At 67.8% G+C, this 23386-nt stretch carries 26 protein-coding genes, 1 tRNA gene and 1 pseudogene; 10 read left to right on the forward strand and 18 right to left on the reverse strand.

The window, feature by feature from the left end; genetic code table 11:
* Nucleotides 1-236: 236 nt before the first annotated feature.
* The 3 genes from AEQ27_RS11090 to AEQ27_RS11100 all read left to right on the forward strand — a co-directional run bounded on the left by AEQ27_RS11090 (nt 237) and on the right by AEQ27_RS11100 (nt 1871).
* Nucleotides 237-788: a phosphoribosyltransferase family protein gene (locus AEQ27_RS11090; protein ID WP_082383456.1), complete on the forward strand. Its 552-nt coding sequence runs from the start codon at nt 237-239 to the stop codon at nt 786-788.
* A gap of 85 nt (nt 789-873) precedes the next feature.
* Complete coding sequence (locus AEQ27_RS17320; protein WP_152970325.1) at nt 874-1386, forward strand: hypothetical protein; 513 nt, start codon at nt 874-876, stop codon at nt 1384-1386.
* 143 nt (nt 1387-1529) lie between these two features.
* A complete protein-coding gene (locus AEQ27_RS11100; RefSeq protein WP_054146707.1) occupies nt 1530-1871 on the forward strand; it encodes a hypothetical protein in 342 nt (113 codons plus the stop codon).
* 97 nt (nt 1872-1968) lie between these two features.
* Here AEQ27_RS11100 and AEQ27_RS11105 read toward each other — a convergent pair whose 3' ends face one another.
* Complete coding sequence (locus AEQ27_RS11105) at nt 1969-2280, reverse strand: hypothetical protein (RefSeq protein WP_152970326.1); 312 nt, start codon at nt 2278-2280, stop codon at nt 1969-1971.
* Between the two features lie 292 nt (nt 2281-2572).
* Between AEQ27_RS11105 and AEQ27_RS11110 the strand changes: the two genes are divergently transcribed.
* Nucleotides 2573-3112, forward strand: coding sequence for a hypothetical protein (locus tag AEQ27_RS11110; protein ID WP_054146709.1), 540 nt, complete (start codon nt 2573-2575; stop codon nt 3110-3112).
* Between the two features lie 77 nt (nt 3113-3189).
* Here AEQ27_RS11110 and AEQ27_RS17325 read toward each other — a convergent pair whose 3' ends face one another.
* The 4 genes from AEQ27_RS17325 to AEQ27_RS11125 form a co-directional block, all read right to left on the reverse strand.
* Complete coding sequence (locus AEQ27_RS17325; RefSeq protein ID WP_152970327.1) at nt 3190-3387, reverse strand: hypothetical protein; 198 nt, start codon at nt 3385-3387, stop codon at nt 3190-3192.
* A 360-nt stretch (nt 3388-3747) separates the two neighbouring features.
* Complete coding sequence (locus tag AEQ27_RS11115) at nt 3748-4335, reverse strand: hypothetical protein (protein ID WP_054146747.1); 588 nt, start codon at nt 4333-4335, stop codon at nt 3748-3750.
* 97 nt (nt 4336-4432) lie between these two features.
* The gene (locus AEQ27_RS11120) at nt 4433-5077 is read right to left on the reverse strand and encodes a DUF6226 family protein (RefSeq protein WP_054146710.1); all 645 of its coding nucleotides are present in this window, start codon (nt 5075-5077) and stop codon (nt 4433-4435) included.
* A 172-nt stretch (nt 5078-5249) separates the two neighbouring features.
* Entirely contained in the window at nt 5250-6023 is a 774-nt protein-coding gene (locus AEQ27_RS11125; RefSeq protein WP_054146711.1) for a helix-turn-helix domain-containing protein, read from the reverse strand.
* Between the two features lie 188 nt (nt 6024-6211).
* Here AEQ27_RS11125 and cynS point away from each other — a divergent pair, with 188 nt between their 5' ends.
* Complete coding sequence (gene cynS / locus AEQ27_RS11130; RefSeq protein WP_054146748.1) at nt 6212-6664, forward strand: cyanase; 453 nt, start codon at nt 6212-6214, stop codon at nt 6662-6664.
* Between the two features lie 19 nt (nt 6665-6683).
* A pseudogene (locus tag AEQ27_RS11135) lies at nt 6684-7506 on the forward strand (formate/nitrite transporter family protein).
* An 87-nt stretch (nt 7507-7593) separates the two neighbouring features.
* Here AEQ27_RS11135 and AEQ27_RS11140 read toward each other — a convergent pair.
* From AEQ27_RS11140 to AEQ27_RS11155, 5 genes are all read right to left on the reverse strand, one after another.
* The gene (locus tag AEQ27_RS11140; RefSeq protein ID WP_369813635.1) at nt 7594-7956 is read right to left on the reverse strand and encodes a transcriptional regulator; all 363 of its coding nucleotides are present in this window, start codon (nt 7954-7956) and stop codon (nt 7594-7596) included.
* Entirely contained in the window at nt 7916-8374 is a 459-nt protein-coding gene (locus AEQ27_RS17330; RefSeq protein WP_152970328.1) for a hypothetical protein, read from the reverse strand. The genes AEQ27_RS11140 and AEQ27_RS17330 overlap by 41 nt, the downstream gene beginning before the upstream one ends.
* A 91-nt stretch (nt 8375-8465) precedes the next feature.
* The gene (locus AEQ27_RS17335; RefSeq protein ID WP_152970269.1) at nt 8466-8810 is read right to left on the reverse strand and encodes a hypothetical protein; all 345 of its coding nucleotides are present in this window, start codon (nt 8808-8810) and stop codon (nt 8466-8468) included.
* 308 nt (nt 8811-9118) lie between these two features.
* The gene (locus AEQ27_RS11150) at nt 9119-9688 is read right to left on the reverse strand and encodes a recombinase family protein (RefSeq protein WP_054146714.1); all 570 of its coding nucleotides are present in this window, start codon (nt 9686-9688) and stop codon (nt 9119-9121) included.
* Between the two features lie 547 nt (nt 9689-10235).
* A tRNA-Ser gene (locus AEQ27_RS11155) sits at nt 10236-10320 on the reverse strand.
* 121 nt (nt 10321-10441) lie between these two features.
* Here AEQ27_RS11155 and AEQ27_RS11160 point away from each other — a divergent pair.
* From AEQ27_RS11160 to AEQ27_RS11170, 3 genes are all read left to right on the forward strand, one after another.
* Nucleotides 10442-10966, forward strand: coding sequence for a YbaK/EbsC family protein (locus AEQ27_RS11160; protein WP_054146715.1), 525 nt, complete (start codon nt 10442-10444; stop codon nt 10964-10966).
* 48 nt (nt 10967-11014) lie between these two features.
* Nucleotides 11015-11395, forward strand: coding sequence for an RNA-binding S4 domain-containing protein (locus tag AEQ27_RS11165; RefSeq protein ID WP_043592898.1), 381 nt, complete (start codon nt 11015-11017; stop codon nt 11393-11395).
* A gap of 158 nt (nt 11396-11553) precedes the next feature.
* Nucleotides 11554-12264 (forward strand): hypothetical protein, encoded by a 711-nt coding sequence (locus tag AEQ27_RS11170; protein ID WP_054146716.1) that lies wholly within the window; start codon nt 11554-11556, stop codon nt 12262-12264.
* On the opposite strand, the gene AEQ27_RS11175 is transcribed toward AEQ27_RS11170, so the two are convergent.
* The 3 genes from AEQ27_RS11175 to AEQ27_RS11185 form a co-directional block, all read right to left on the reverse strand.
* Nucleotides 12230-14152 carry a helicase HerA-like domain-containing protein gene (locus AEQ27_RS11175; RefSeq protein WP_054146717.1) on the reverse strand — a complete coding sequence of 641 codons (1923 nt, stop codon included), beginning with the start codon at nt 14150-14152 and terminating at the stop codon, nt 12230-12232. The genes AEQ27_RS11170 and AEQ27_RS11175 overlap by 35 nt on opposite strands.
* Nucleotides 14153-14267: 115 nt before the next feature.
* Nucleotides 14268-14978 carry a phosphatase PAP2 family protein gene (locus AEQ27_RS11180; RefSeq protein ID WP_082383457.1) on the reverse strand — a complete coding sequence of 237 codons (711 nt, stop codon included), beginning with the start codon at nt 14976-14978 and terminating at the stop codon, nt 14268-14270.
* Nucleotides 14979-15081: 103 nt separating this feature from the next.
* Nucleotides 15082-16311, reverse strand: coding sequence for a multidrug effflux MFS transporter (locus tag AEQ27_RS11185; RefSeq protein WP_054146718.1), 1230 nt, complete (start codon nt 16309-16311; stop codon nt 15082-15084).
* Between the two features lie 330 nt (nt 16312-16641).
* On the opposite strand from AEQ27_RS11185, the gene AEQ27_RS11190 reads away from it, so the two are divergent.
* Complete coding sequence (locus tag AEQ27_RS11190; RefSeq protein WP_054146719.1) at nt 16642-17208, forward strand: TetR/AcrR family transcriptional regulator; 567 nt, start codon at nt 16642-16644, stop codon at nt 17206-17208.
* Nucleotides 17209-17254: 46 nt separating this feature from the next.
* Here the strand turns inward: AEQ27_RS11190 and AEQ27_RS11195 are convergent, their stop codons facing one another.
* The 5 genes from AEQ27_RS11195 to AEQ27_RS11215 form a co-directional block, all read right to left on the reverse strand.
* Nucleotides 17255-17812, reverse strand: coding sequence for a hypothetical protein (locus AEQ27_RS11195; protein ID WP_054146720.1), 558 nt, complete (start codon nt 17810-17812; stop codon nt 17255-17257).
* Between the two features lie 92 nt (nt 17813-17904).
* Complete coding sequence (locus AEQ27_RS11200) at nt 17905-19002, reverse strand: sugar-binding protein (RefSeq protein ID WP_054146721.1); 1098 nt, start codon at nt 19000-19002, stop codon at nt 17905-17907.
* Between the two features lie 110 nt (nt 19003-19112).
* Nucleotides 19113-20480: a multiple monosaccharide ABC transporter permease gene (gene mmsB, locus AEQ27_RS11205; protein ID WP_054146722.1), complete on the reverse strand. Its 1368-nt coding sequence runs from the start codon at nt 20478-20480 to the stop codon at nt 19113-19115.
* Complete coding sequence (gene mmsA / locus AEQ27_RS11210) at nt 20477-22027, reverse strand: multiple monosaccharide ABC transporter ATP-binding protein (RefSeq protein WP_054146723.1); 1551 nt, start codon at nt 22025-22027, stop codon at nt 20477-20479. Before mmsA ends, mmsB begins: the two co-directional genes overlap by 4 nt.
* A gap of 332 nt (nt 22028-22359) precedes the next feature.
* Nucleotides 22360-23379, reverse strand: coding sequence for a LacI family DNA-binding transcriptional regulator (locus tag AEQ27_RS11215; RefSeq protein ID WP_235451067.1), 1020 nt, complete (start codon nt 23377-23379; stop codon nt 22360-22362).
* Nucleotides 23380-23386: the final 7 nt, after the last annotated feature.

The raw sequence follows: 23386 nt of genomic DNA on the forward strand, positions 1-23386 counted from the left end.
CCATAGTTCGACTGGTTCACGTTCGCAGGTCCCGAGCAGCCGGCCAAACGCCGGACAAGAAGTTCGTTCGAGACAGCAGGATTGTCCTAGCCCTGTCTGCCCTAGCGGTGATCGCAACCTTTGTCGTCGGCATGGTGTTGTTGCCTCGCCTCTAGAGTCGACTCGCGTTACAGCCACCGCTCCTCTATCGGGACGGCTCGAGCGAGGTCGCCACAGCTCACTGGCATGATCATTGTGTGCATGCCGAGCCCCCTGTCATTAAGCGACTCAAGCACGCTTTCGCGTGGCGAGGTGATCGAACAGACTCTGTTTCTCGGGCCGATGTCACGCGATGGTGGCGCGATGCAGACATACTCAACGAACTGGGGCCAGATCTGGCACAGCTCTTCTCTGACGCTTCTCCGACCGTCGTCATGGGGACCGAATCCAGAGGCAGTCTGCTCGGGGTCCTCACTGCCCGGCACCTTCACACCGGCTTCGCCGAGGTCCGAAAGAACCCGGAAAGATCAGCGGACAGCGACGCCTGGTGGGAGACCGTCGCGGGCCCCGACTACCAAGATCGAAACCTCCACCTCGGAGTGCGCCGGGCCCTTCTCAAAGCCGGCGACAGGGTGCTCTTTGTCGACGACTGGATCGCGACGGGGGCACAGGCCGAAGCGTGCCACCGCCTGGTCAAGATGAGCGGCGCGTCGTGGGTCGGGGCAGCGGTTGTCGTAGACGGCCTCGAAAGGACATCTCTTCGTCGATCCCTCACGCTTCGCTCACTGCTATCGGTTCGGGACCTCTAGCCCGGCCTTGTCCGGCCCGTAGAACGATCGTCCAACGGGACGGCTTTGTCCCCTGCGCCGCGGTTCTCCGGCTTGGTAACGCATCATGAACCTTGATCTTCCGCAAGCCCCGCCCCATTATGCCCGTCCCCCCGAACCAGTCATTCCCCGAAGCACCAGCGTTCCTAGCTTTGCGACCTGGCCAGCTGACGGTATCGCCGGACGGATCGGACGTGGGGATCACGCAGGCGAGTGGGTCATCGCCTGGTGTGATGACACCCCGTTCGTTCCACCATTCGGCTACCACCTGATCGCGCTGGAAGATGAGCTGCTCCGAGATGACGGGTCACCTCTTCTCGTCTCAGGATGCAGCGACGAAGAGAGATCTGACGGAGGGGGCCTGATCGACCTCCTGACCGAAGAGCTGGACGTGACCTGGAGCATCGACCACGACGACTTCCTGGCCGCTGACGCCGCGTGGAATGAGGCGTTCCAGCGAGAAGTAGACGAGCAACGGGAGCAGAAAGGCTTGCCGCCGTTCAGCTGGGAAGTGAAGCCAAATCCCCCGAAGGAAGAGTCGGGACGGTTCGTGCGGTGGCTCACCAGCTTGAGACGCTGATACTGAGCCTTCCCGGCACCATTGAGGGCAACTGGGCGTCCGCGCCACTTCCATTCGCACGGAAGAGGATCGTTTAACGGGCACCTTCTTGTGAGGCTCTGCGGGGCTGTCGGCGACGTTGACGAGCCGTCTAGGCTCGGGTCATGAGCACCGCCGAGCCGCTGGCGCCGCCGCGACTCTCAGCCAGGGTCGACGCGGGAGCGATCATGGTCCTGATCGTCGGCTTCGCAGCGACCTTGGTCGTCATCGTCGTCGCAGTTCTCTGGCGCGACATCATGGGCGACGTTTTCCTGTGGGCTAGGCCAATTCTGGTAGGCGTGCAGTTGTCGCTGTGGCTCCTGGCGTCTGCACTTTCTGGGCGCCGCATGCTGCGTGGCCACCGCGCACTTGTTCCGGCGCTCTGGCTGAATGGCGCTGCCGCTGTGGCCTTCCACGCGAGCATGTTTGTGCTCACAGCAAGCCTCCCCTGCACTTCTCTCTGTTAGGGGCCTGAGCCGGAGGGACGATCCGCGGGACGGGCCCCTCGGGCACCGACCGCTGACCGATCGCCAAGTGATACGCCGAAGCTGATAAGGCGAGTCCCTAACGTGGGTCCCAGTGCATCGACCAGAATGCGTCGATTCGTTCCCGGTCGGTCCACCAGGTGACATCGACCTCACGGGTCAGCGCGTCGATGAGGCCACCCTCTTCGCCGGGCACTCGATTGTCGGTAACCCAATCGCTCATGACGAACCGACCGGCCGCATCGAAGACCTGGTCGGGGCCGTCCCAGAACTCCAATTCATGGAAGTCAAGGCCACCGGTCTCTGTCCTGTAGCTGTGGGCGACCACGGTCGTTCCCGCAGCAGGTCCTGAGCCAATTGTGCCGACGATGCCGTGCTGATCCCAGTCCACAAGCTTCGGAACCCTGGGATCAACTTCCTCGCGGGGAGGTGTGATTGGAGAGGGTTTAGGCCAGAGCCGGAGGAACGAATGTTGTCACGGACAGTCGCGCCGGGCTGCCCAAGGGCACTACCAGCCAACGTCAGCCAGCGTCTCCCTTGCGGTCAACCGATCACCGATGACCGATCCCCTATCGAGACGACCGCGGCCGTTTCAGTCACCTGCCGACCGAGACCATCAGGTTGCTCAGTCGTGAATAGGATCAGCCAGTGTTCACGCGCTTACGTGATCGAAGGAGACCGCTATGAGCCAGAAGACACCACTCTTCAAAGGGCAAGGCTTCCGCCTAGCCAGCATCGGCGTCGGGCTGGTCATAGGTCTGGGCATCGTCCTCGTCGTGCGGGCAGCTACATCAAATGCACCGCTCTCGAGTGGCTTCCTCTTAGGCGGCGGAGCCGCCGTGCTGATCATCGCGGTAGTCGCCGTTGTCGTCGGCCTTCTGCTGGGTCGCAAGATCTTCGGGCAGCGACTCGAGATCGCCCTCCGCACCGCGGGAGAGACGCAATGGCAGCACGGTCGAGTCGAAGCGTCCCCGGGACGCATGCGTTTCCGCCGTTACAAGTGGCAGCCGCGGTTCATATCTGGCGAACCGGTCGACTACTTGGTGGATGAGGTAGGTGCCGACTCCGGAGCACGCCCGTCAAAGAAACAGATGTGGTCGGTGAACCCGTCCCTGCACGTGATCGACGTTAAGACCGACCGGGGCACCCTGCAGCTCGGCGTCCAGAGCCACCAGGTCGACGATTTGCGGTCCCAGCTCCAGCCAGCAACGACTGCGAGATGACGACGTACCAGCAAGACTCTCCGCGCATAGATCGACTAACGGGCACACGACGGCCCCGTGCTTGCTCGGCAGAGCAACTAAGACTGCACGAACCAAGCGACCATGCAAACCAGCCCCACAACAGCAATAGAGACCGTGAGCACAGCAGAGCGGATGCGACGCTCTTTCGACATCGCCTTGCCACCACTTAAACGAGCGGCCGTGACTATGTTCATCCCAACGGCGACGACGACGCACACAAGCCCGATCGCAAGAAGAAGGTCTGCGGGTGCCATGGCACTCATCTTGCCCTCCCATCTCGCCTGACCTCGCGTGCCCGCCCTCGTTCCACCTGCTTCTAGCTCACCCCGTCGGCGCATAGCCCGGGAGTCATTGGCTACCGGGCAGTCTCATCGATGTCATCGGACGGCGATCTAGGCCTTTTGCTCAGAAAGAACGTCGCGAACCCGAGCAGGCCTGACGCAGCGGCAAGTACACCGACGAGAATCACGGCCCCGTCGCCGTCCGCTAACGCAAAGGACAAGGTCGCCAAGACCAGGCCCAGAACCGACACAACGACCCCGAGCCATCTCAGCTTGCCGACACCTCTCACGCGCTCAGGCTAGCTACTGGACCTCGCCCCGGTGGCCGATCCCCTATCGGGCGTCCTGTTCGAGGGTGACCCACTCCTCGTCGCGGATGTAGCCCATGGCATCGTTCGCTCGCAGGATGACCGCGTTGTCGGCCGACCCTCCCGTTCGGAACCGGGTCACGCCGTACGAGAGGAGCGCGAGGACTGAGCAAGCCTTCACGGCGAGACCGAGCCCCCGCCCCCGCTGATCGCGACGGACGACTGTGAAATTGGTCTCGGCTGTGACCCCCTCGACATCGACGAAGGTCATGGCGACCAGCTCCCCGGCCGGCAGGAACACCCCAAAGGCGCGTCGAGAGACGGAAGGAGTCGCTCGGAGCCTGTCGAGTCGTTCATGACGTGTCGCAACGCTCCCGGGATAGTCGTCAAAGGTCGCCGCGTCCAGGCTCAGTACGGCATCGACGTCAGCCACCGTCAGCTCGCGAAGGGAACCGGAGCGCTCCACCCCGGCCACCAGTTGCTGCAATCGCTGCCGGTCGACGCGCAGCGCATCCAGCTGCGCCCCGAACGACCGGGCTGCAACGCTCCAGCCTTCCACCTCGAGGACGGCACGACGCGGATCGTCCAGGAGCAAGACGACGGCTTTTCCCATGCCGTCATCCTGACAGGCGCTAATCCATTTGAGCCAGTCTTGCACTCCCGCTCAAGCGGCCGGCCACCGATCCCCTATCGGGACGGAGCACCTCGCGTTAGGTGGCGCGGTCTCGATCGGTGTGACGCAGGGCCGGCGGGCGTGGGGTCCACCCGGACCAACGACCTTCGGGCAACTCAGTAAGTTGCTCAGCCCAGAGGCGTCGCTCACGCCTGCGAACGCCCTTGAGCGGCATGACGCCTGACCAGTCCCTGCTCGAGCTAGTCAGAGACCACCGAGCTCGTCGGGACCGTCCATGCTCGAGGCTCTCAGCGACGCCACCGCGGGCCAGCTGCAGGAACACTTCCTCCAGAGCGTCGGCGACCTCCTGCCAGGTCTCATCGCAAAAGTCACAACCGCAGAACCACATGTCGAACTGGCTGAAGAGCCCGGCGAAAACAGAGATGACTCCTGGCTCCGAACGGAATACCAGCCACACCGTGACCTCGCCGGAGCGACCCGACGAGATGCGAACAATGCGTGACACGTCGTGGCCGAGCCAACGCGCGTATGTGGGCGGCAGCACGACCGGAGCATCAATGACGACGTCGTACTCCCGATCGACATACTCGATGAGAGCCTGCGCAACAGCACCGACGGGGCGGAACCGCTCCCCAGAATCCCAGGTCGGCTGGTCGCCCATGTTGTGGGAACGCATCACTTCGCGGACGCCTTCAAAGACAGGACGGGCGTACTCGTTCACGGTCGGAAGAATAGCCCTCGAGAGCCCACCGTTGAGGCCGATAATCCAACGGCCCCCTCAATGGCGCCTCGTCGAGGGAAGCGTCCCCAGGACTGGCCGTCCTCACGACGGCATAGACCACGTCCCTCTTGGCGATCGTCTATCGGGACGCTGCGTCGCGTTTGGGGTTGGATCAGCCCGACAGCGGTGGCGATGGTAGTTCGTTGACGCGCAATGTACGGCTAGGAGGGAAGCCGAAGTGCTGCCGATACGCACGGGCGAACGTGCTGGCGTCGAGGAACCCGGACTCGTGGCAGGCCATTTGCACTGTCATCCCGCGCTCGAGAAGATATCGAGCATGATCCAGCCGTCGTCGACGAATTTCCGCGGCCGGTGACCGACCTCTCGCGGCGAAGATGACCTGAACCGATCGGACCGACAAGTGGGCAGCGTCAGCTAGTGACGCGGTCGAGAACGACGGATCGACGAAGCGCTCATCTATTACCTGGCTTAACTCGCGGTGGAGCCGCGTGTGGGACCCAGCCGTCGACATCTGACGGACCAGCGGGCGGTGGCTGTTCATCGTCTCGTGGTGCCGGCGGTGCGGCTGCGCGAAGGTCAGGAGTACGTGCCCGGACGTGCCGACGGGCTTGGTCGTCCAGCACACCTCCCGGACGTCGCCCGCGAGCGTGACGAACCACTCAGCTGAGGCCTTCGCGCTGCCTAGGCTGATGATTGGGCACTCGTGAGACGGGTACGGCGAACCATCCGGACGGTGTCTGTGCAGCAGGTCGTGGCTTGGCCCGCCCTGCAGGTCAGCGCCTCGGCGGTACCCGAGGAAGCGGGCCGCGGAGTCGTTAGCCAGCGACAACAAGCCTTTCTCATCGATGACCCACAGCGGTACGGGCGCATCTTGAACGACCGCCGCGAGGAGCGTCACGTCGTTCATCATCTCGCCGCCAGCCATGAGGGCCTCCCGAACTTCACGCTAAGCGAGGACACATGAACGCCGATTGCGGCGTTATTTCAAGCATGTAAAAGCTGCCCCGGTCTGCGCGATCTGCCGGGTCAACTTCGCGGAAAGCCTGTCCGCCAAGACTTGCGACCTCGACAGTGATCTGGCGAGATTCGATCGCTTATCCGAAGGAGACCGACATGACCGCATGGAACGACAGACGCGACGAGGCAACGAGCACAGTCAGGAAGGCTGCCGCGACGTCTGGTCGAACGTGGGCCGAGCTCGCCCACGAACTCGACCGCCCACTCCTCTGGACGATCGCCGCGCTGCTCGGCTCTCACGCCCTCCCCAAGGAGCTGGCAGCGAAGGCCGGCGAGCTGCTCGACCTGGACGAGGAGACCGTAGCCGCGCTGCAGGAACAGCCATACCGAGTGATGGGCGACGAACTCAAGTCCGACCCCACGATCTACCGCTTCTACGAACTTCTCGGTGTCTACGGCCCGGCCCTCAAGGAAGCCATCCACGAAGAATTCGGTGACGGAATCATGAGCGCGATCAACTGCAACATCGAACTCGCTCGCCGCGCAGACCCCGAGGGCGACCGTGTTCGGATCGTCATCGACGGCAAGTTCCTGAAGTACCAGTGGTGACGGCGGAGAGAACATACTCATGACGTACATCGCCCCCAAAGACTTCGCGGCCCGCATGATCGACGCCGGCCACGCCAAAGCCTTGCTCTCAACCCGAGACACTCTCATCCGCAGCTACATGGCCGGGGCGATCCTGGCTCTCGCGGCAGTCTTCGCCGTCACCATCAGCGTGCAAACCGGCTCCCCCTTGCTGGGCGCAGTCCTGTTCCCCGTCGGGTTCTCCCTTTTGTATCTGATGGGCTTCGACCTGCTCACCGGGGTCTTCACCCTGGTTCCTCTCGCTTGGCTCGACAAACGACCCGGCGTGACCCTCGGTGCGGTCCTGCGAAACTGGGGGCTCGTTTTCCTAGGCAACTTCGCCGGCGCCCTCACCACAGCACTTCTCATGGCAATCGTCTTCACCTTCGGCTTCTCCTCCGACGTCAGCGAGGTCGGACAAGCGATCGGACACATCGGCGAAGGCCGGACCCCGGGGCTACGCAGAACACGGGGTTGCCGGGATGCTCACCCTCTTTGTCCGCGGGGTCCTGTGCAACTGGATGGTCTCCACCGGGGTCGTCGGCGCCATGATGTCCGACAGCCTCCCCGGCAAAGTCATCGCCATGTGGATGCCGATCATGCTCTTCTTCTACATGGGCTTCGAGCACTCGGTGGTCAACATGTTCCTCTTCCCCATCGGACTCATGCTCGGCGGCAACTTCACGCTCGGCGACTACCTCGTGTGGAACGAGATCCCGACCGTTCTCGGCAACCTCGTCGGCGGGCTGACCTTCGTCGGCCTCGTCATCTACGCCACCCACGCAAAGACCGCCCCCGCAAGGCAACTCAAGGTCAAGGCCTGAGCCGGCGACCACGGGTGCGCCTCTCGCGAGGGGCGCACCCGGCCATGCCGACCTACAGTGACCGCTGGCCGATCGGCTATCGGGCAGTCAACGGTCGATTGCTGTAGCGCTCAGGTCCTTGGCTAATGCGAGGTCTTGGAGGGCGGCGAGGTGCCCGTCGATTGCGTCCCGGCCCGCGGGCGTGAGTGCGATGCGGGTGGTTCGACGCGCGTCCCGCCTGGTCGTGGAGGCTTCTTTTGTCGTACTCATGTATCCGAGTTCCGTGAGCGCGCGGACGGTCTTGGACAGGTTCGCGTCGCTCAGCCCTAGAGTCATGGCGAGGACCGAGAAATCGATGTGGTCGACGGGGCGGAGAAGAGCGCAAAGGCGGAGCCTCGTCGGAGCATGGATCGATTCGTCAAATTGTGCTCTAGACGCCACGCCGCAGCTCCTGGCCATAGAAGTGGTCATAGACGTATCCGCCCGGGAACATGACGAGGAAGCTCACCGTACCGGCCATCAACGCCCATTCCGTGGAGTCCGCATTCACGGCGAGGCCGGAAACGAAGACCATCGTGAGCACCACGATGCCCATTACGACGAGGACGATCAGCGATCTGGGGCCAGGGACCCTGTTCGTGGAGATCCCCGTTGTGAGCACGAAGGCCCGCTCGAGGCCGACGATCCCGAGACAAGCGAAAGCAATGACAACGAAGACCCATACGCCTCCAGCAAGGGGAGCCAGGGGTATCGCCGCCGTGAACAGTGCCAGCCCCGGGTAATACCAGCGTGGTGAACGCGTTCTTCGCGCCAGTTCGAGTCTGTCACGCTCGAGACCATGCAGGGCGTCGCGAGCAGAGGCAGGACTCTGAGCATGATTGCTTTCCATGTGGACAAGTTATTCACTTAACCATGTGGAAAGCAAGGGTCCGTTTGCAACCCTGCTTGACGCTCTGGCACTTGTCTCCCTGACCGATCCCCTACCGGACGGGCTGCCGCATCCGATCGAGAACATTGATCACTTCGTCAAGCACGGTGGACATGACCGCGAGGTCTTGCCACTCGGCGTACTCGTCCTTGCGCCGATGCTCACCGTAGATCGCGATGTCATGGTCAAGTCCGTCGAACCAGACCTTGATCGGCACCCGCTGGGACCCCCGGTCGATGTAGGTCCCCCATCCGCAGACGACTTCGCGACCATTAGCCGAGGTCCAGTTTCGGTCTTCGTGCCAGTACGTCACGCCCCACTCCTGGACGGCAGCTTCCAGGTACCGCCGCAGTTGATGCTGCTCACTTGGGGCGGGCGGTAGCGGGCGATCGGGCATGACTCGAAAGTAGTCAGATCAGCTCCGGACCCACTGACCTAGTCGACTCGCGCCCGCTGCTCGATCGGCTAATGGAACAGTGTTGGGTCCTACAGGCCATTGAACACGAAGCGTAGGAAGCGCAGGACGGGCCGGACAAGCCACCTCCAAAGCCATAATGACGATCGAGGCCACCATGTAGGAGCTCCACTGTTGGCGCGATCCCGTCGCCACTCGTCTAGTTCAGCGCGTGTCCGCGGTGGTGCTGGACGGCGGCGGCCGTTCCTCAGGCGCTCTCGGCGGGGCGGCTCCCTTCTTTCGGGTGCCATCTAGGCCTGCTCGGCTCTTTGGATCGCTCGGTAGACCCTCGATCGCGCCACGTCGAACAGCTCGGCGATCTCACTGGTCGTGTGCTCGCCGGTGCGGTGCAGCTGCACGAGGTGCTTCTCCTGCGACGCGGTGAGCTTGGGCTTGCGGCCGCGGAGCTTGCCGGCGGCCTTGGCGATCGCCATGCCTTCTCGGGTGCGAGCACGAATGAGGTCAGCTTCGAACTCGGCCACCATGCCGAGGACGTTGAACAGGAGCCGGCCGACCGGGTCGGTGGGGTCGTAGACCGCTCCCCCGAGGTTCAGCGCAACGCCCTTCTTCGTCAGCTCATCCGCGATGTCGGTGGCGTCACGCAACGACCGAGCGAGACGGTCGAGCTTCGTGGCGACCAGAACGTCGCCAGCACGACATGCGGCAAGCGCTTCTCGGAGACCTGGCCGCGCTCGACTGGTGCCCGAGAGGCCGTGGTCAACATGCACGTGTTGATCGTCAACACCGAGTGCTGCAAGACCGTCACATTGCGCTGCGAGATCCTGGCCCGAGGTCGACACGCGGGCGTATCCGACGAGCATCCGACGACTGTAGCGTTCAGACACCCATCACCGGGCATTTTTGCGGGACAGGCATACGCGAATTCCCAGGCCAGGCGCCACTTGACCTCAGCCCGCCGAGAACAGCTCGAGCAGGTGTCCCGGTGAACGACCGTCTGTCGGGCCACCTGCGGGTCTCGAGAACGGGAGAGGGATTCCTCCGACGAAGGGGCTCATGGATATGTCTCCCGGTGGCGCCTCCGTCAGCACAAGAAGACCCCGTGGGCAGGCTCGAACAATTTCGAGCGCATCGCCGTCCGATCGGCGGCGGTCGCGGTCGGCGTGGCCGCGCGTCGGTGGCGCTCGACGCCGGACAGCTCATCAGCGGCACTCTGCGCCGGCGAGGGCCACCCTCATCGGCGAGCGACGTCGTGTCGGCCGCTGACGAGGCTGCGGCCGCATCAACGTCGACGAGCCACCGCGCCCGAAGTCACGCCTGCCGCCCGCGGCGAAGCCGCACGCGCCCGGAGGGCGCCAGACCAGCACAGAACGACGAATGGCCCTCCCGAAGGGAAGGGCCATTCTGTCGCGGAGGATAGGGGATTCGAACCCCTGAGGGCTTGCACCCAACACGCTTTCCAAGCGTGCGCCATAGGCCACTAGGCGAATCCTCCAGGGCGGGCACACGGTGAACCGGCGCACGACCGAGACCAGCGTACCGGACTCCGCGGGGCCCGGCGGACGCCCCCGTGTCGCTGCTGAGCTTGAGGCTCCCTCATGGCTACCGTCGGGGGCATGACCGACGCGCACCGCCCCTCCTCGGAGCACCTCGACGCCGCTGCCCTGCCGCCGCGCGCCCGCACCGTCGTCGCCGCCCTCCGTGCCGCCGGCGCCGAGGGCGAGGTCCGCGAGTTCGACGAGTCCACCCACACCGCCGCCCAGGCCGCCGCCGCCCTCGGCTGCGACGTGGGGGCGATCGCCAGCAGCCTGGTGTTCCGCACCGGCGACGAAGCCCTGCTCGTGCTCACCAGCGGTGCCCACCGCGTCGACACCGACCTCGTGGCGTCGACGCTCGGCCACGGCCCGATCATGCGGGCCAACGCCGACCAGGTGAAGCGCGCGACCGGACAGGTGATCGGCGGCGTCGCCCCGGCCGGCCACCCCAGCCCGGTGCGGACCCTCGTCGACACCGCGCTGCAGGCCCACGACGTGCTCTGGGCGAGCGCCGGCACCGCGAACACGGTCTTCGCCACGACGTTCGACGAGCTCGTCCGCGTGACCGGCGGCACCCCGGTGCGCGTCGCCGCCGACGACCTCTGAGCCCAGGCCCCGGTCGTCGAGGTCGGCGGTCACCCGTAGCATCGACGCATGCCGCCCCTCACGTCCGCCCGCGTCGACGCCTGGCTCTGGGCCGTCCGGCTCTACAAGACCCGCTCGGCCGCCAACGCCGCCTGCCGGGCCGGTCACGTGCGGGTCAACGGCGAACGCGTGAAAGCCGCCCAGGCCGTGCGCCCCGGCGACGAGGTCCGGGCACGCATCGCGGGCTTCGAGCGCATCGTCGTCGTCAAGACCTGCCTCGTGAAACGCGTCGGCGCACCGGCCGCGGCCGAGGCCCTGACCGACCTCACTCCCCCGCCACCGCCGCGCGAAGAGGTCGCCGCCGTGCCGGTCCGCGACCGCGGTGCAGGCCGCCCGACCAAGCGCGATCGCCGCGAGATCGAGCGCCTCCGGGACCGCGCCGAGAGCTGACACCCGCTCACCCCACCCGATCGCGGGCTCCCCGCACTGGGGTGGACGGGTCCGGTATCTGTGCGAACGCATCGTCTACGCTGAGGGCACGGCGCTGCCCCGACAGCAGCAGCCTCGGGTCGGGGGACTCGGGATCACGCCGAACCTTGGGGGACGACATGAGCACGACCGACGCGGCGATGCCGACCGAGCGCGGCGCCGTCACCGTGCTGCCGCGACGCGAGATCGCGCGGGGTGCCACGCTCACCGGCGTCTTCAGCCTGTCGCCCGTGCTGGTCGCGGTGCTCTGGCTGACCCTGCCGACCGGTCACCAGAGCGGCGTCCTGGCCGTGACCTGCGGCGTGGTGGTCATGGGGCTGCTCATGTACTGGCGCTACCGCCTCTCGTACGCCGCCGTCACCCGCACCGAGTTCGTCAAGCGCGGCTGGCTGCCCGGCTTCGTGCGGCTGCGCCGCGACGAGATCGACTCTCTCGTGCTCGTCCGCACCTACCGTGACCACTCGACCGAGACCGTCACGCAGCTGCTCGCCCTCGACGGCGAGGGACGTCGTCTGTTCCGCATGCGCGGCACCTACTGGTCCGAGGCGTCCGTCGAGGCCGTCGTCGACGCGCTCGGCATCCCGACCGCCGTCCTGCCGCATCCGTTGACCCGCCGTGAGTTCTTCGCCGCCTACCCCGACAGCCCCTACTGGTACGAGAGCCGCCCGTGGATCGGCGTCACCGTCGCGGGCACCCTGTTCGCCCTGGCGACCGGCACCCTCGGGGTGCTCTTCCAGGCGTTCGGCAGCGGCGCCTGCCCCCGTCCGCCGGACGCGGGCGGGGCCGGCTCGGGGATCAGCGCCGGCGCAGCGCGCCGAAGGTGCCCTTGACGACCTCGCGCCCGACCGCCTTGCCGGCGCTCGACCCGAGGACCTCACCGAGCAATCCCCCTGTCGACCCGGCCCGCGACGAGCGGGACCCCGAGGAGGCGCGGGTCGTCGCCCCGCGTCCGGCACGGGCCTTCGCGGCCGCCCGCTCGGCCCGCTCGAACTCCTCCTGCTGACGTTCGTACTCGGCCTGGGCGGCCTTCCGCTCGCGTTCCGCGGCGGTGACCGCCTTCGCGTCCGCCCTCTCGCGGGCCGCGGCCTCCTTCAGCTGGGCGTCGATCGTGGCCTGACGTGCCGCGGCGTCGGTCCGCTCGCGCTGGTCGAGCGCGGCGGCCTCGAGCTTGCGGGCCAGGATCTCGCGGGCCGAGTCGCGGGCGATCGACGCCCCGTAGGCGGCGGGCAGCGGCGAGGCGGGGGCGGGGGCCGCCAAGACGTCGGCGGGGGGCGGCGGCGGCGAGCCACGCGGGGCGCGGCGGCGGGGCCGCGCGACCGGGCTGGGAGCCCCCTTCTCGTTCATGACCGTCACCACCGCCTCCCCGGTGGCCAGGGTGGTGAGCACCTCGGCGAGGTCGTAGTCGCTCGTCGGGTACGTCGACACCGTCGCCCGCAGGGCCTTCGCGTCGTCGGGTGTGAAGGCGCGCAGCTGGTGCTGGACGCGTGAGCCGAGCTGCGCGAGCACCTCGCCGGGGACGTCCTTGGGGGTCTGCGTGACGAAGACGATGCCGACGCCCTTCGACCGGATGAGCCGCACGGTCTGCGTGATCTGGGCCAGGAACTCCTTCGACGCGTCCGTGAACAGCAGGTGCGCCTCGTCGAAGAAGAAGACGAGCTTGGGCTTGTCGAGGTCGCCCACCTCGGGCAGGTCGTTGTAGAGGTCGGCGAGCAGCCACATCAGGAAGGTCGAGAACAGCGCCGGCTGGTCGTGGACCCCGGGCACCTCGAGCAGGCTCACGATGCCGCGACCGTCGTCGGCCGTGCGGAGGAACTCGGCGGTGTCGATCTCGGGCTCGCCGAAGAACGCGTCGGCCCCGCGGTCGGCGAAGGTGATCAGCTCGCGCAGGATGACCCCGACGGTCTGCTTGCTCAGCCCGCCGAGTCCCTCGAGTTCGCCCTTGCCCTCGTCGCTGGTCAGCCAGGTCAGCACCGCCCGCAGGTCGGCGAGGTCGAGCAGCGGCAGCCCGGCCCGCTCGGCGTAGTGGAACACCAGGCCGAGGCTGCTCTCCTGGGTGTCGTTGAGGCCGAGCACCTTGCTGAGAAGCAGCGACCCGAAACCGCTGACCGTGGCGCGGACCGGCACGCCGGTGCCCTTGCCTCCCAGGGCGAAGTACTCGGTCGGTGCGGCCTGCGGCGACCAGTCCTGGCCGATGCCCCGCGTACGGGCCAACAGCTTGTCGCTCGCCTCGCCCGGGGTCGCGATGCCCGAGAGGTCGCCCTTGACGTCCGCGGCGAACACCGGCACCCCGGCCGCCGAGAGTTGCTCGGCGAGCACCTGCAGGGTCTTGGTCTTGCCCGTGCCGGTCGCCCCGGCCACGAGCCCGTGCCGGTTGAGCATCGCGAGCGGGATGCGCACGGGCACGTCGACCCGCGCCTCGCCGTTCACGAGGGCGCCGCGCCCGAGGGCGGGACCGTCGAAGCCGTAACCCGCTCGGACCACGTCGACCGCGGCCTCGTCGAGGGGCCCTCCGGGCGGGGTGGGCAGCCCCTCGACCGGGGCGCCCGCGACCGGCTCGGGTTCGGTGAGCCCGGCGTCGGCCGCGGCGTCGGCGACATCCGCCTCGGCCGCGAGTTGCTCGGCCCGCGCCATGGCCGCCTCCGCGTCCTGCTTCGCCTTCTCGGCGGCGGCGACCGCTGCGGCGGCCTCCGCCCTGGCCTGCTCGAGCGAGTCCGTCATGCGGCCAGCCTAGGCATCCTGCGCCCCGCGGTCCGGGCGAGTTCGGCGCCACCGGGCGACGCCGCGCGACCGCCATGCACGGGCTCGCCCGTGATCGATCGCCCGCCCGGCACCGTCAGGCGGGACGACCCTGCCAGATCCAGCCCCGACCGCGCACGCGCTCCTGCTCGTCGAGCAGCCGGTGCGCGACCGGCGCCCAGAGCACCACCGCGACCCCGGCGCCGATCAGCAGCCCGCCGATCGTGTCGGTCAGCCAATGCGCGCCGAGGTACGTGCGGCTGAGCAGCATCAGCACCGTGTAGACCACACCCGCGACCCACACCCAGACGCGTCGAAGGATCACTCCGAGCACGACGGCCAGCGTCGCGGCGTTGGACGTGTGCCCCGAGGGGAACGAGCCGTAGTCGCTCACCACGAGGATGTCCTCGGGGCGGGCGCGGCCGAACGGGTGCTTGACGACCTGGACGACCCCGGCACCGACCGCGCAGGCGGCGATCCCGTCGAGCGCGGCCCACGGGCGGCGCCGCAACAGGAACACCGCGGTGACGCCCAGCGGGACGACGAAGACGCCGACCACCCCGGCGCCGATCGAGTTGAAGATCAACGAGGGGACGTCCCAGAACGGGCTGCGGTGCTCGACCAGTTCGCCCATGAACCGCTCGTCGACGCCGATCACGCCGGCGCGGGCCGTGATCACGACGCCCAGCAGCAGCACGACGCCGAGGGCGCCGAGCGCACTGAACACCCACCACCGTCGCTGCGCGCGGCGGGCCACCCGTTCTTCGGACGGGGAGGCGGGCGTCGGGGCGGGCGGGTCGGTGCGCATCCCCAGACGGTACCGGGAGGCGCGGGTCGACGACCGCCGACCACGACGCGCGGGTCGACGACCGCGACGGGCGCTTCGGCGCCCGCCGAGCAGGAGGCGCGGGTCAGCGCCCGGGCGCCGGCGCCGTCCGCGGGCGCACCAGCAGCCACAGGCGCGCGATGGCCGCGCACGAGGTGGCGACCATGACGCTGCCCGTCGGGACGGCCGAGCCGATGCCGAGGAACCCGACCACCGGCGAGATGAGTCCCGCCAGGCCGAAGTTCAGCGCGCCGAGCAGCGACGCCGCCGTGCCCGCCTCCTTCCCGTGGTTGGCGAGGCCGAGCACCTGGACCTGCGGGAACGAGAACCCGCAGGCCGCGATGAAGAACCACAACGGCACGAGGATGCCCACGAGCCCGGCGCCCAGCGAGTCGAGCACGACGATCGAGGCGGCCGCGAGCAGCAGCACGACCGTCGAGCAGGCGAGGATCCACTGCGGCCCGACCCGGCGGGCCAGCCGCGAGCTGATCTGGACGCCGGCGACGATCCCGAGCGAGTTGATCGCGAACAGGTAGCCGTACTGCTGGGCGTTCAGGCCGTACACCTCTTGGAAGAGGAACGACGACGCCGAGAGGTACGAGAACAGGCCCGAGAAGACCATCGCCCCGATCAGGGCGACGCCGACGAAGATCCGGTCGCTGAAGAGCACCTTGTATCGCTGCCCGAGGGTCGTGTGCCCGGCCTCGTGCCGTCGCGCGGGCGGCAGGGTCTCGACGATCAGGAAGATCGCGGCGATGATCACGAACGCGCCGTAGGCCACCAGGAACACGAAGATGCCCCGCCAGCTGGTGAAGGCCAGCAGCTGCGAACCGATGACGGGCGCGACGATGGGGGCGAGCCCGTTCACCAGGGCGAGGCGCGACAGCATGCGCACGAGCGGCAGCCCACCGAACAGGTCGCGCACCGTCGCCATGGCGACGACACCACCGGCGGCGGCCCCCATGCCCTGGAGCACCCGGAACACCGCGAGCAGCTCGATGGTCGGAGCGCTGGCGGCACCGATGCTGGCGAGGATGTGCACGGCGGTCGCCACGATCAACGGCGTGCGGCGGCCGACCTTGTCGCTCCACGGACCGACCAGCAGCTGGCCCACGCCGAAGCCGATCGTGGTCGCCGTCAGGGTCAGCTGGATGACCCCGCTGTCGACCGAGAAGTCACGACTGAGCTCCGGGAACGCCGGCAGGTAGAGGTCGATCGTGAACGGCCCGAGCGCGGTGAGCGCGCCGAGCACGACGACGTAGACGAGCCGCTGGCGGCGGGTCAGGGAGTCACCCGGGTGGACGACGGTGGTCACGAGGCAGGTCCTGTCTGAGGGGTGTTCACGGTGGAGTGGTCACGGCGGGGGGGTCGGGTTCGGCGCACGCGAGGAGGCGCGGCCCCGGCGGGCGGGACGGCTCGCGGGTCGAATCGATGCGACCGCGCCGACGCGCACGACCACCACGTGGTTCGAGGGGGATGGGAGGACGGCGCCGGTGCACGACACCCGTCGCCTCCCAGCCTATCTCCGCGCCGCGCTCCCGCGACAGCCCCCTCGCGCCGTGCGGTGTCACCTCCCCCACCCGGTCTAGGCTCGGAGCGGCCTCGGACGCGACCGTCCGTCCGGAGTGCCCGAGGAGGAACGTCCATGGTCGACGCGCGCATCGTCCAGACCACCAAGGCGCTGCACACCGCGATCGTCGAGCTCGCCTCGACCCGCGCCGTGTCGAGCATCTCCGTCGCCGACGTCACCCGGGCCGCGGGCATCAACCGCGCGACGTTCTACAGTCACGCGACCTCGCCCGGAAGCCTGCTGACCGCGGTCCTCACCCCCGAGCTCGACGCCATCCGCGACGAGGACCACGCCCTGCGGCTCGAGGGGCGGGCCGACGGCTCCGACGCGACGCGTCGTGCGATGGAGAAGGTCGTCGACCACGTCGTGCGCTACCGCGAGATCTACCGTCTCGCCCTGCCGGACCCGCTCGACGCCTCGATCCACCAGGCGCTGGCCCGCCACTCCGCGGAGTCCAGCGTGCAGCACCTCGGCCCCCCGCCCGCCGGCAGCCTGCCCGAGGGGCTCGCGGCGCACACCGCCGCCCGTCACCTGGCGCACGGGCTCGTGGGCGCCAGCGAGGCCCGGCCCGGTGGCAAGCGCCCGAGCCGACGCGCCCTGCGCGACCCCATGAACCTCATGCTGCCCACCTGGTGGGGCTGACCCGCATCGGTCCCCGCTCCGACGGATCGGCGGGACGCCGAGCGACCTAGGAGGCGCGCCGCAGTCCCGGCCCCACGCGCCGCACCCCGTCGGCGAGCGGGTCGCAGCGGACTCCCCCACCCCCTCGAAGGGCGCGGAACGCCCCCGTGCCGAAGACGACGTCCATCCAGGCGCACGGGTTCGCCGCCCGGTTCGCCCGGAACGACACCGGACCGTCGCCCGTGTCGAGGTCGAACTCGTGCCCCACGAGCGCGTCGACGTCGACGCCGCGCACGACCACGTTGCGCCGCGTCAGGGCGGCGTCGAGCACCGTGCCCTCGGGCAGGTCGAGCTCGCGGGCCACGTGCTCGAGCTGCTCGGCCGCGAACAACGTGACCGAGGCCCCGCGGTGCGCCGGGGCGTTGAAGTAACGATCACCCACGATGCCGAGGTGGGCGCGCACGGTGACGGAGTCGTGCGACTCGGGGCCCGTGGTCGGAGCCGGGGCCGGGCCGTCGGCGGGGCGGCCGACGTAGCGGGACCGGGGCGACGCGAGCAGCAGCTCGACGGTGACCGGCGTCCCGGACGCCCCCCGCCCCTCCTGCGCTCGTCGGTCGGTGTCCACGGACGCACGATACCGCCCACCGACGACGACGGCCGGGCACCCCGTGCGGGGTGCCCGGCCGGTGCCGGGGCTGCCGGGGGGCAGCGGGGGTGCTACTTGGTGAGCGGCTCGAGCGTCGTGTCGTTGGCGTACGCCTCGGCGGCGGTCTCCTTGGTCACGATCTGCGGGGGCAGCAGGTAGGCCGGGACGACCTTGCTGCCGTTGTCGTACGACTTGTCGTCGTTCGTCTCGGCCTTGTCGCCCTTGCTCAGCGAGCTGACCATCGCGACGGCCTGCTTCACGAGGTTGCGGGTGTCCTTGTTGATGGTGGAGTACTGCTCGCCGGCCATGATCGACTTGACCGACTCGACCTCGGAGTCCTGACCGGTGACGACCGGGATCGGCTTGCCGGCCTGCTTCACCGAGGTGATGATGGCGCGGGCCAGGGTGTCGTTCGGGCTCAGGACGCCGTCGAGCTCCTTGTCGCCGTAGGTGCTGGTCAACAGCGAGTCCATGCGACGCTGGGCGTTCTCGGGCTTCCAGCCGTCGGTCGCCGTCTGCTTGATGTCGGTCTGACCCGAGGCGACGACGAGGGTGCCGTCGTCGATCTTCGGCTGCAGGACGCTCATCGCGCCGTCGAAGAAGACCTTCGAGTTGGCGTCGTCGGACGAACCGGAGAACAGCTCGACGTTGTACGGGCCGTCGGCCTTCTTGGCGGCCATGCCGTCGAGCAGGGCCTGGCCCTGGAGTTCGCCGACCTTGAAGTTGTCGTACGCGACGTAGTAGTCGACGTCCTCGGTGTTGAGGATCAGACGGTCGTAGGCGATGACCACGGCGCCGGCGTCGTGGGCGGCCTTGACCTGGGTGCCGAGCTGGCCACCGTCGGCCGCGCCGATGATGATGACCTTCGCGCCCTTGGTGACCATGGACTGGATCTCGTCCTGCTGGTTCGCCACGGTGCCGCTGGCGGCCGCGTACTGCACGTCGGGCTTGAAGCCGGCGTCGGTGAGGTCCTTGGTGAACAGGTCACCGGCGAGGACCCAGTTCTCGCTCGTCTTGGCGGGCAGGGCCACGCCGATGGTCGAGCCGGACTCGAAGCCCGAGGCCGCGTCGCCCGAACCCGCGTCGGTGCGGGCCGAGTTCGAGCAGCCGCTCAGGATCAGCGTCGTTGCTGCGGCGACCGCGAAGGTCGTCAGCGCGAGTTTGCGCATGCTGTGTCTACTTTCTCGTTGTGAGGGGTGGTGCCGTGTGGGTGCCCGCGGTGCGGACTCCCGGTGAAGGCGCGCCCGGCCGTAGATGGACGGGCGCGCGGGTGGTGGGTCTAGTTGGGCGTGGTGGCCTTGGGACGCTGCACGTCCGAGATGTCGCCGTTCGGGGTGAGGGCGGGCTCGGTCGTCTCGGCATCGCGGCCGACGCCGCTCTGGGCGCCCGGGGGCAGGTCGGAGGCGGCGATGCCGTTCTTGTCGCGGCGCAGGCCCCGGGTGAGGAACCCGGTGATGGACGGACGGCCCTGGCTCTTGTTGTAGACGTCGACGGCGACGGCGATCAGCAGCACGAGGCCCTTGATCATCTGCACCTTGTCGGAGCCGACGCCCATGAGCTGCAGGCCGTTGTTCAGCACGGCGATGACGAAACCACCGACGATCGACCCGGTCACGGTGCCGATGCCGCCGGCGACGGCGGCACCACCGATGAAGACCGAGGCGATGGCGTCGAGCTCCCAGTTCAGGCCGTCCTGCGGGCCGGAGGCTCCGGCACGGGCGACGTAGATCATGCCGGCCAGGGCCGCGAGCACCGACATGTTCATCATGACGAAGAAGTTGATCCGCTTCGCCTTGACGCCCGAGAGCTCGGCGGCGTGCGAGTTGCCGCCGACCGCGTAGATGTGGCGTCCGAAGATCGTGTTCTGCGTCACGAAGCCGTACACCAGGACGAGCACGCCGAGGATGATGCCCGAGATCGGGAAGGACGTGCCGACGCGGCCCCCGGCGAACAGCGTGGCGGCGTAGGCGACGATCGCGACGAGCACGACGAGCTTGACGGCGCTGACCCAGAGGGGGGCCCGCTCGGAGCCCATCTTCTGCTGGATGCGGCGCAGGCGGAACTCGTTGTAGACGACGGCGACGATGATGACGAGGCCGAGCAGCAGGGTGGCGTTGTTGTAGCCGGTGTTCGGCCCGAACTCGGGCAGGTAACCGGCACCGATGACCGTGAAGCCCTCGGGCACGGGGATGGTGTCGGCGTTGCCGACGAACTGGTTGGCACCGCGGAAGAGCAGCATGCCGGCCAGCGTCACGATGAAGGCGGGGACGCCGACGTAGGCGACCCAGAAGCCCTGCCAGGCGCCGATGACGACGCCGACGACGAGGCCGAGCAGGATCGCGGCGCCCCAGGGCAGGCCCCAGCTGTCCATCGCCTTGGCGACGACGATGCCGCTGAAGGCCGCGACCGAACCGACCGAGAGGTCGATGTGGCCGGCCACGATGACCATGACCATGCCGATGGCGAGGATCAGGATGTACGAGTACTGACTGACCAGCGCGATGAGGTTGGTGGGCTGCAGGGTGAGCCCGTCGGTCAGCACCTGGAAGATCAGGATGGCCACGACCAGCGTCGCGATCATGCCGAACTGGCGCGCGTTCGACGTGTTGCCGCCGAACACCTTCTTCAGGTCTTTGATGCCACTCATGCGGCTTGCTCCTTCTTCTTCGAGGTCATGGTTCGCATGAGCGTCTCGGCGTCGGCCTCGGAGGCCTCGATCTCGTTCGTGACGGTGCCCTCGAAGATCGTGTAGATGCGATCGGAGAGCCCCAGCAGCTCGGGCAGCTCGGACGAGATGACGATCACGCCTTTGCCCTGGGCCGCGAGCTGGTTGATGATGTTGTAGATCTCGAACTTGGCGCCCACGTCGATGCCTCGCGTGGGCTCGTCGAGGATGAGCAGGTCGGGGTCGGTGAACATCCACTTGGCCAGGACGACCTTCTGCTGGTTGCCGCCCGACAGCTTGGCGACGCCCTCGTCGACCGTGGGGGTCTTGACGCGCAGGCTCTTGCGGTAGTCCTCGGCGATCGAGTGCTCTTCGTACGTGTTGACCACGGACGCCTTCGAGATCTTGGTCAGCTTGGCCGCGACCGTCGAGCGCTTGATGTCGTCGAGCAGGTTGAGCCCGAGCACCTTGCGGTCTTCGGACACGTAGGCGAGGCCGTTGTCGATCGCGTCCGAGACGTTCTTGATCTCGATCTTCCGACCGTCCTTGACGATCTCGCCCGAGACGAACTGACCGTACGAGCGACCGAAGATGCTCATCGCGAGCTCGGTGCGACCGGCGCCCATCAGGCCGGCCAGGCCGACGATCTCGCCCTTGCGCACGGTGATCGACGAACCCTTGCAGACGAAGCGCTCGGCGGTCTGCGGGTGGCGGACCCACCAGTCCTTCACCTCGAAGAAGACCTCGCCGATCTTCGGGGTGCGGTCGGGGAACCGGCTGGCCAGGTTGCGGCCGACCATGCCGCGGATGATGCGGTCCTCGTTGACGCCGTCTTCTTTCACGTCGAGCGTCTCGATGGTCTTGCCGTCACGGATGATCGTGATCGAGTCGGCGATGGCCTCGATCTCGTTGAGCTTGTGGCTGATCATGATCGACGAGATGCCCCGACCCTTGAGGCCGCGGATCAGGTCGAGCAGGTGCTGCGAGTCGGCCTCGTTCAGGGCGGCGGTCGGCTCGTCGAGGATCAGCAGCTTGACGTTCTTGTTCAGCGCCTTGGCGATCTCGACGAGCTGCTGCTTGCCGACGCCGAGGTTCTTGATGGCGGTGTCGGGGTCGTCCTTGAGACCGACGCGGGCGAGCAGGTCGATCGCCTTCGTCTTCGCCGCGCGCCAGTCGATGGCGCCGAAGCGGGTCGGCTCGTTGCCGAGGAAGATGTTCTCGGTGATCGAGAGCTCGGGGATCAGCGCCAGCTCTTGGTGGATGATCACGATGCCCTGCGACTCGCTCGAGCGGATGTCGCGGAAGCGCATGACGTCGCCCTGGTAGACGATGTCGCCGGTGTAGGTGCCGAACGGGTAGACACCCGAGAGGACCTTCATCAGCGTCGACTTGCCGGCGCCGTTCTCACCGCAGATGGCGTGCACCTCACCGGCGCGGACCTGCATCGACACGTCGTCGAGCGCCTTGACGCCCGGGAACTCCTTCGTGATGGAGCGCATCTCGAGGATGACGGGAGAGTCAACGCCCATGCGGGGCACCCCCGGGGATGTGGCTGCTCGCGAGCTGCTCGCTCTGCGTCACGGCACTGGGCACGTCGTCCTCGACCTTCGACCTCGTCGTCGTCCGCCGGTGATGTGCACCGACGGGCATCCTGTGATTCGTCGCCGCCGTGCCGGACCGTTCGTCGAGCCGGACGAAGGTGCCGGACCCGCCGAATGTGACCGTTCACACTGCGACTGGAGCAAAGCTAATCCCGAGAGGGGGTGCTGTCAAATGCCGATGCGGATCCGTTATCGAACCCGGCCCGACCGACGCTCGTCGCGCCTCCTGACAGCCGTCTCGCCGTGTGGCGCGGGGCCGGTCAGAGGAACCAGGGGCGCGAGGTCGACCCGCGCACCACCAGTTCCGGGGGGATCAACGTGCGGTCGACGACCGTGCCGCCCTCGAGCTCGGCGACGACCAGCTCGACGGCGCGCCGACCGATCAGGGCGAAGTCCTGACGCACGGTCGTGAGCGGCGGCCAGAGGTGCGGCGCGGTCGGTGAGTCGTCGAAGCCCACGACGCTGACCTCGCGCGGCACGTCGACGTCCGCCTCGCGGAAGGCGTGCAGCAGACCCACGGCCATCAGGTCGTTGGCCGAGAAGACGGCGGTGAAGTCGCGGCGTCGCAAGAGCTCTTGCCCGGCCGTGTAGCCGAAGTCGGCGGTCAGGTCACCGAGGATCGGCGGCTCGATCGACAGCTCGGCCTCGCCCATCTCGAAGAGGAAGCCCTGCATGCGCTCGTCGGCCTCGATCCAGTCCTGCGGACCGGCGACGTGCACGATGTGCCGGTGGCCGAGGTCGATCAGGTGCCGGGTGGCGAGACGCGCCCCCTCGAACTGGTCGACCGAGAGGCTGTGCGCCCGGGCACGCTGCGTCGAGTCGAGCGCGACGATGGGCACGTCGAGGTCGAGCTCGTCGATCACGTCGAAGAACTTGCGTTGCGGGGCGATGACGATGATCGCCTCGACCGCCTGGTTGGTCAGCAGCTGCAGGCTGGCCCGGACGTCGTCGGACGCCGTGGTCGTGCTGGCGATGCTCAACCGGTAGCCGGCCGTCCGCGCCGCCACCTCGATGGCGTTGACGATCGTCTGCGGCCCGAAGTGGACGTTCTGCAGGGTGAGCACGCCGATCGCCTTCGACCGGCTGGTGACCAGCGCCCGAGCGGCCTGGTTCGGCCGGTAGCCGATCTCGTCGATGACGTCGAGAACCTTCTGCCGGGTGCTCGGCCGGATGCTGGGGCTGTCGTTGAGCACGCGCGAGACGGTCTGGTACGAGACCCCCGCCAGGGCGGCCACGTCGCGGATGTTGGGAGCACGCACCTTGTCGATGTCAGGCTTCACCGTCGCT

Origin of the sequence: Frigoribacterium sp. RIT-PI-h (assembly GCF_001297205.1) — a bacterium.
Classification (GTDB): domain Bacteria; phylum Actinomycetota; class Actinomycetes; order Actinomycetales; family Microbacteriaceae; genus Frigoribacterium.

What these genes read in the sequence shown, in the direction of transcription:
- AEQ27_RS17325 (WP_152970327.1), bottom strand. Translation starts at nt 3,387, where the DNA reads ATGGCACCCGCAGACCTTCTTCTTGCGATCGGGCTTGTGTGCGTCGTC.
- AEQ27_RS11125 (WP_054146711.1), bottom strand. Translation starts at nt 6,023, where the DNA reads ATGGCTGGCGGCGAGATGATGAACGACGTGACGCTCCTCGCGGCGGTC.
- AEQ27_RS17320 (WP_152970325.1), top strand. Translation starts at nt 874, where the DNA reads ATGAACCTTGATCTTCCGCAAGCCCCGCCCCATTATGCCCGTCCCCCC.
- AEQ27_RS11165 (WP_043592898.1), top strand. Translation starts at nt 11,015, where the DNA reads ATGCCGCCCCTCACGTCCGCCCGCGTCGACGCCTGGCTCTGGGCCGTC.
- AEQ27_RS11100 (WP_054146707.1), top strand. Translation starts at nt 1,530, where the DNA reads ATGAGCACCGCCGAGCCGCTGGCGCCGCCGCGACTCTCAGCCAGGGTC.
- AEQ27_RS11175 (WP_054146717.1), bottom strand. Translation starts at nt 14,152, where the DNA reads ATGACGGACTCGCTCGAGCAGGCCAGGGCGGAGGCCGCCGCAGCGGTC.
- mmsA (WP_054146723.1), bottom strand. Translation starts at nt 22,027, where the DNA reads ATGGGCGTTGACTCTCCCGTCATCCTCGAGATGCGCTCCATCACGAAG.
- AEQ27_RS11200 (WP_054146721.1), bottom strand. Translation starts at nt 19,002, where the DNA reads ATGCGCAAACTCGCGCTGACGACCTTCGCGGTCGCCGCAGCAACGACG.
- AEQ27_RS11160 (WP_054146715.1), top strand. Translation starts at nt 10,442, where the DNA reads ATGACCGACGCGCACCGCCCCTCCTCGGAGCACCTCGACGCCGCTGCC.
- AEQ27_RS11140 (WP_369813635.1), bottom strand. Translation starts at nt 7,956, where the DNA reads ATGACCACTTCTATGGCCAGGAGCTGCGGCGTGGCGTCTAGAGCACAA.
- AEQ27_RS17330 (WP_152970328.1), bottom strand. Translation starts at nt 8,374, where the DNA reads ATGGAAAGCAATCATGCTCAGAGTCCTGCCTCTGCTCGCGACGCCCTG.
- AEQ27_RS11150 (WP_054146714.1), bottom strand. Translation starts at nt 9,688, where the DNA reads ATGCTCGTCGGATACGCCCGCGTGTCGACCTCGGGCCAGGATCTCGCA.
- AEQ27_RS11110 (WP_054146709.1), top strand. Translation starts at nt 2,573, where the DNA reads ATGAGCCAGAAGACACCACTCTTCAAAGGGCAAGGCTTCCGCCTAGCC.
- cynS (WP_054146748.1), top strand. Translation starts at nt 6,212, where the DNA reads ATGACCGCATGGAACGACAGACGCGACGAGGCAACGAGCACAGTCAGG.
- AEQ27_RS11180 (WP_082383457.1), bottom strand. Translation starts at nt 14,978, where the DNA reads ATGCGCACCGACCCGCCCGCCCCGACGCCCGCCTCCCCGTCCGAAGAA.
- mmsB (WP_054146722.1), bottom strand. Translation starts at nt 20,480, where the DNA reads ATGAGTGGCATCAAAGACCTGAAGAAGGTGTTCGGCGGCAACACGTCG.
- AEQ27_RS11115 (WP_054146747.1), bottom strand. Translation starts at nt 4,335, where the DNA reads ATGGGAAAAGCCGTCGTCTTGCTCCTGGACGATCCGCGTCGTGCCGTC.
- AEQ27_RS11170 (WP_054146716.1), top strand. Translation starts at nt 11,554, where the DNA reads ATGAGCACGACCGACGCGGCGATGCCGACCGAGCGCGGCGCCGTCACC.
- AEQ27_RS11190 (WP_054146719.1), top strand. Translation starts at nt 16,642, where the DNA reads ATGGTCGACGCGCGCATCGTCCAGACCACCAAGGCGCTGCACACCGCG.
- AEQ27_RS17335 (WP_152970269.1), bottom strand. Translation starts at nt 8,810, where the DNA reads ATGCCCGATCGCCCGCTACCGCCCGCCCCAAGTGAGCAGCATCAACTG.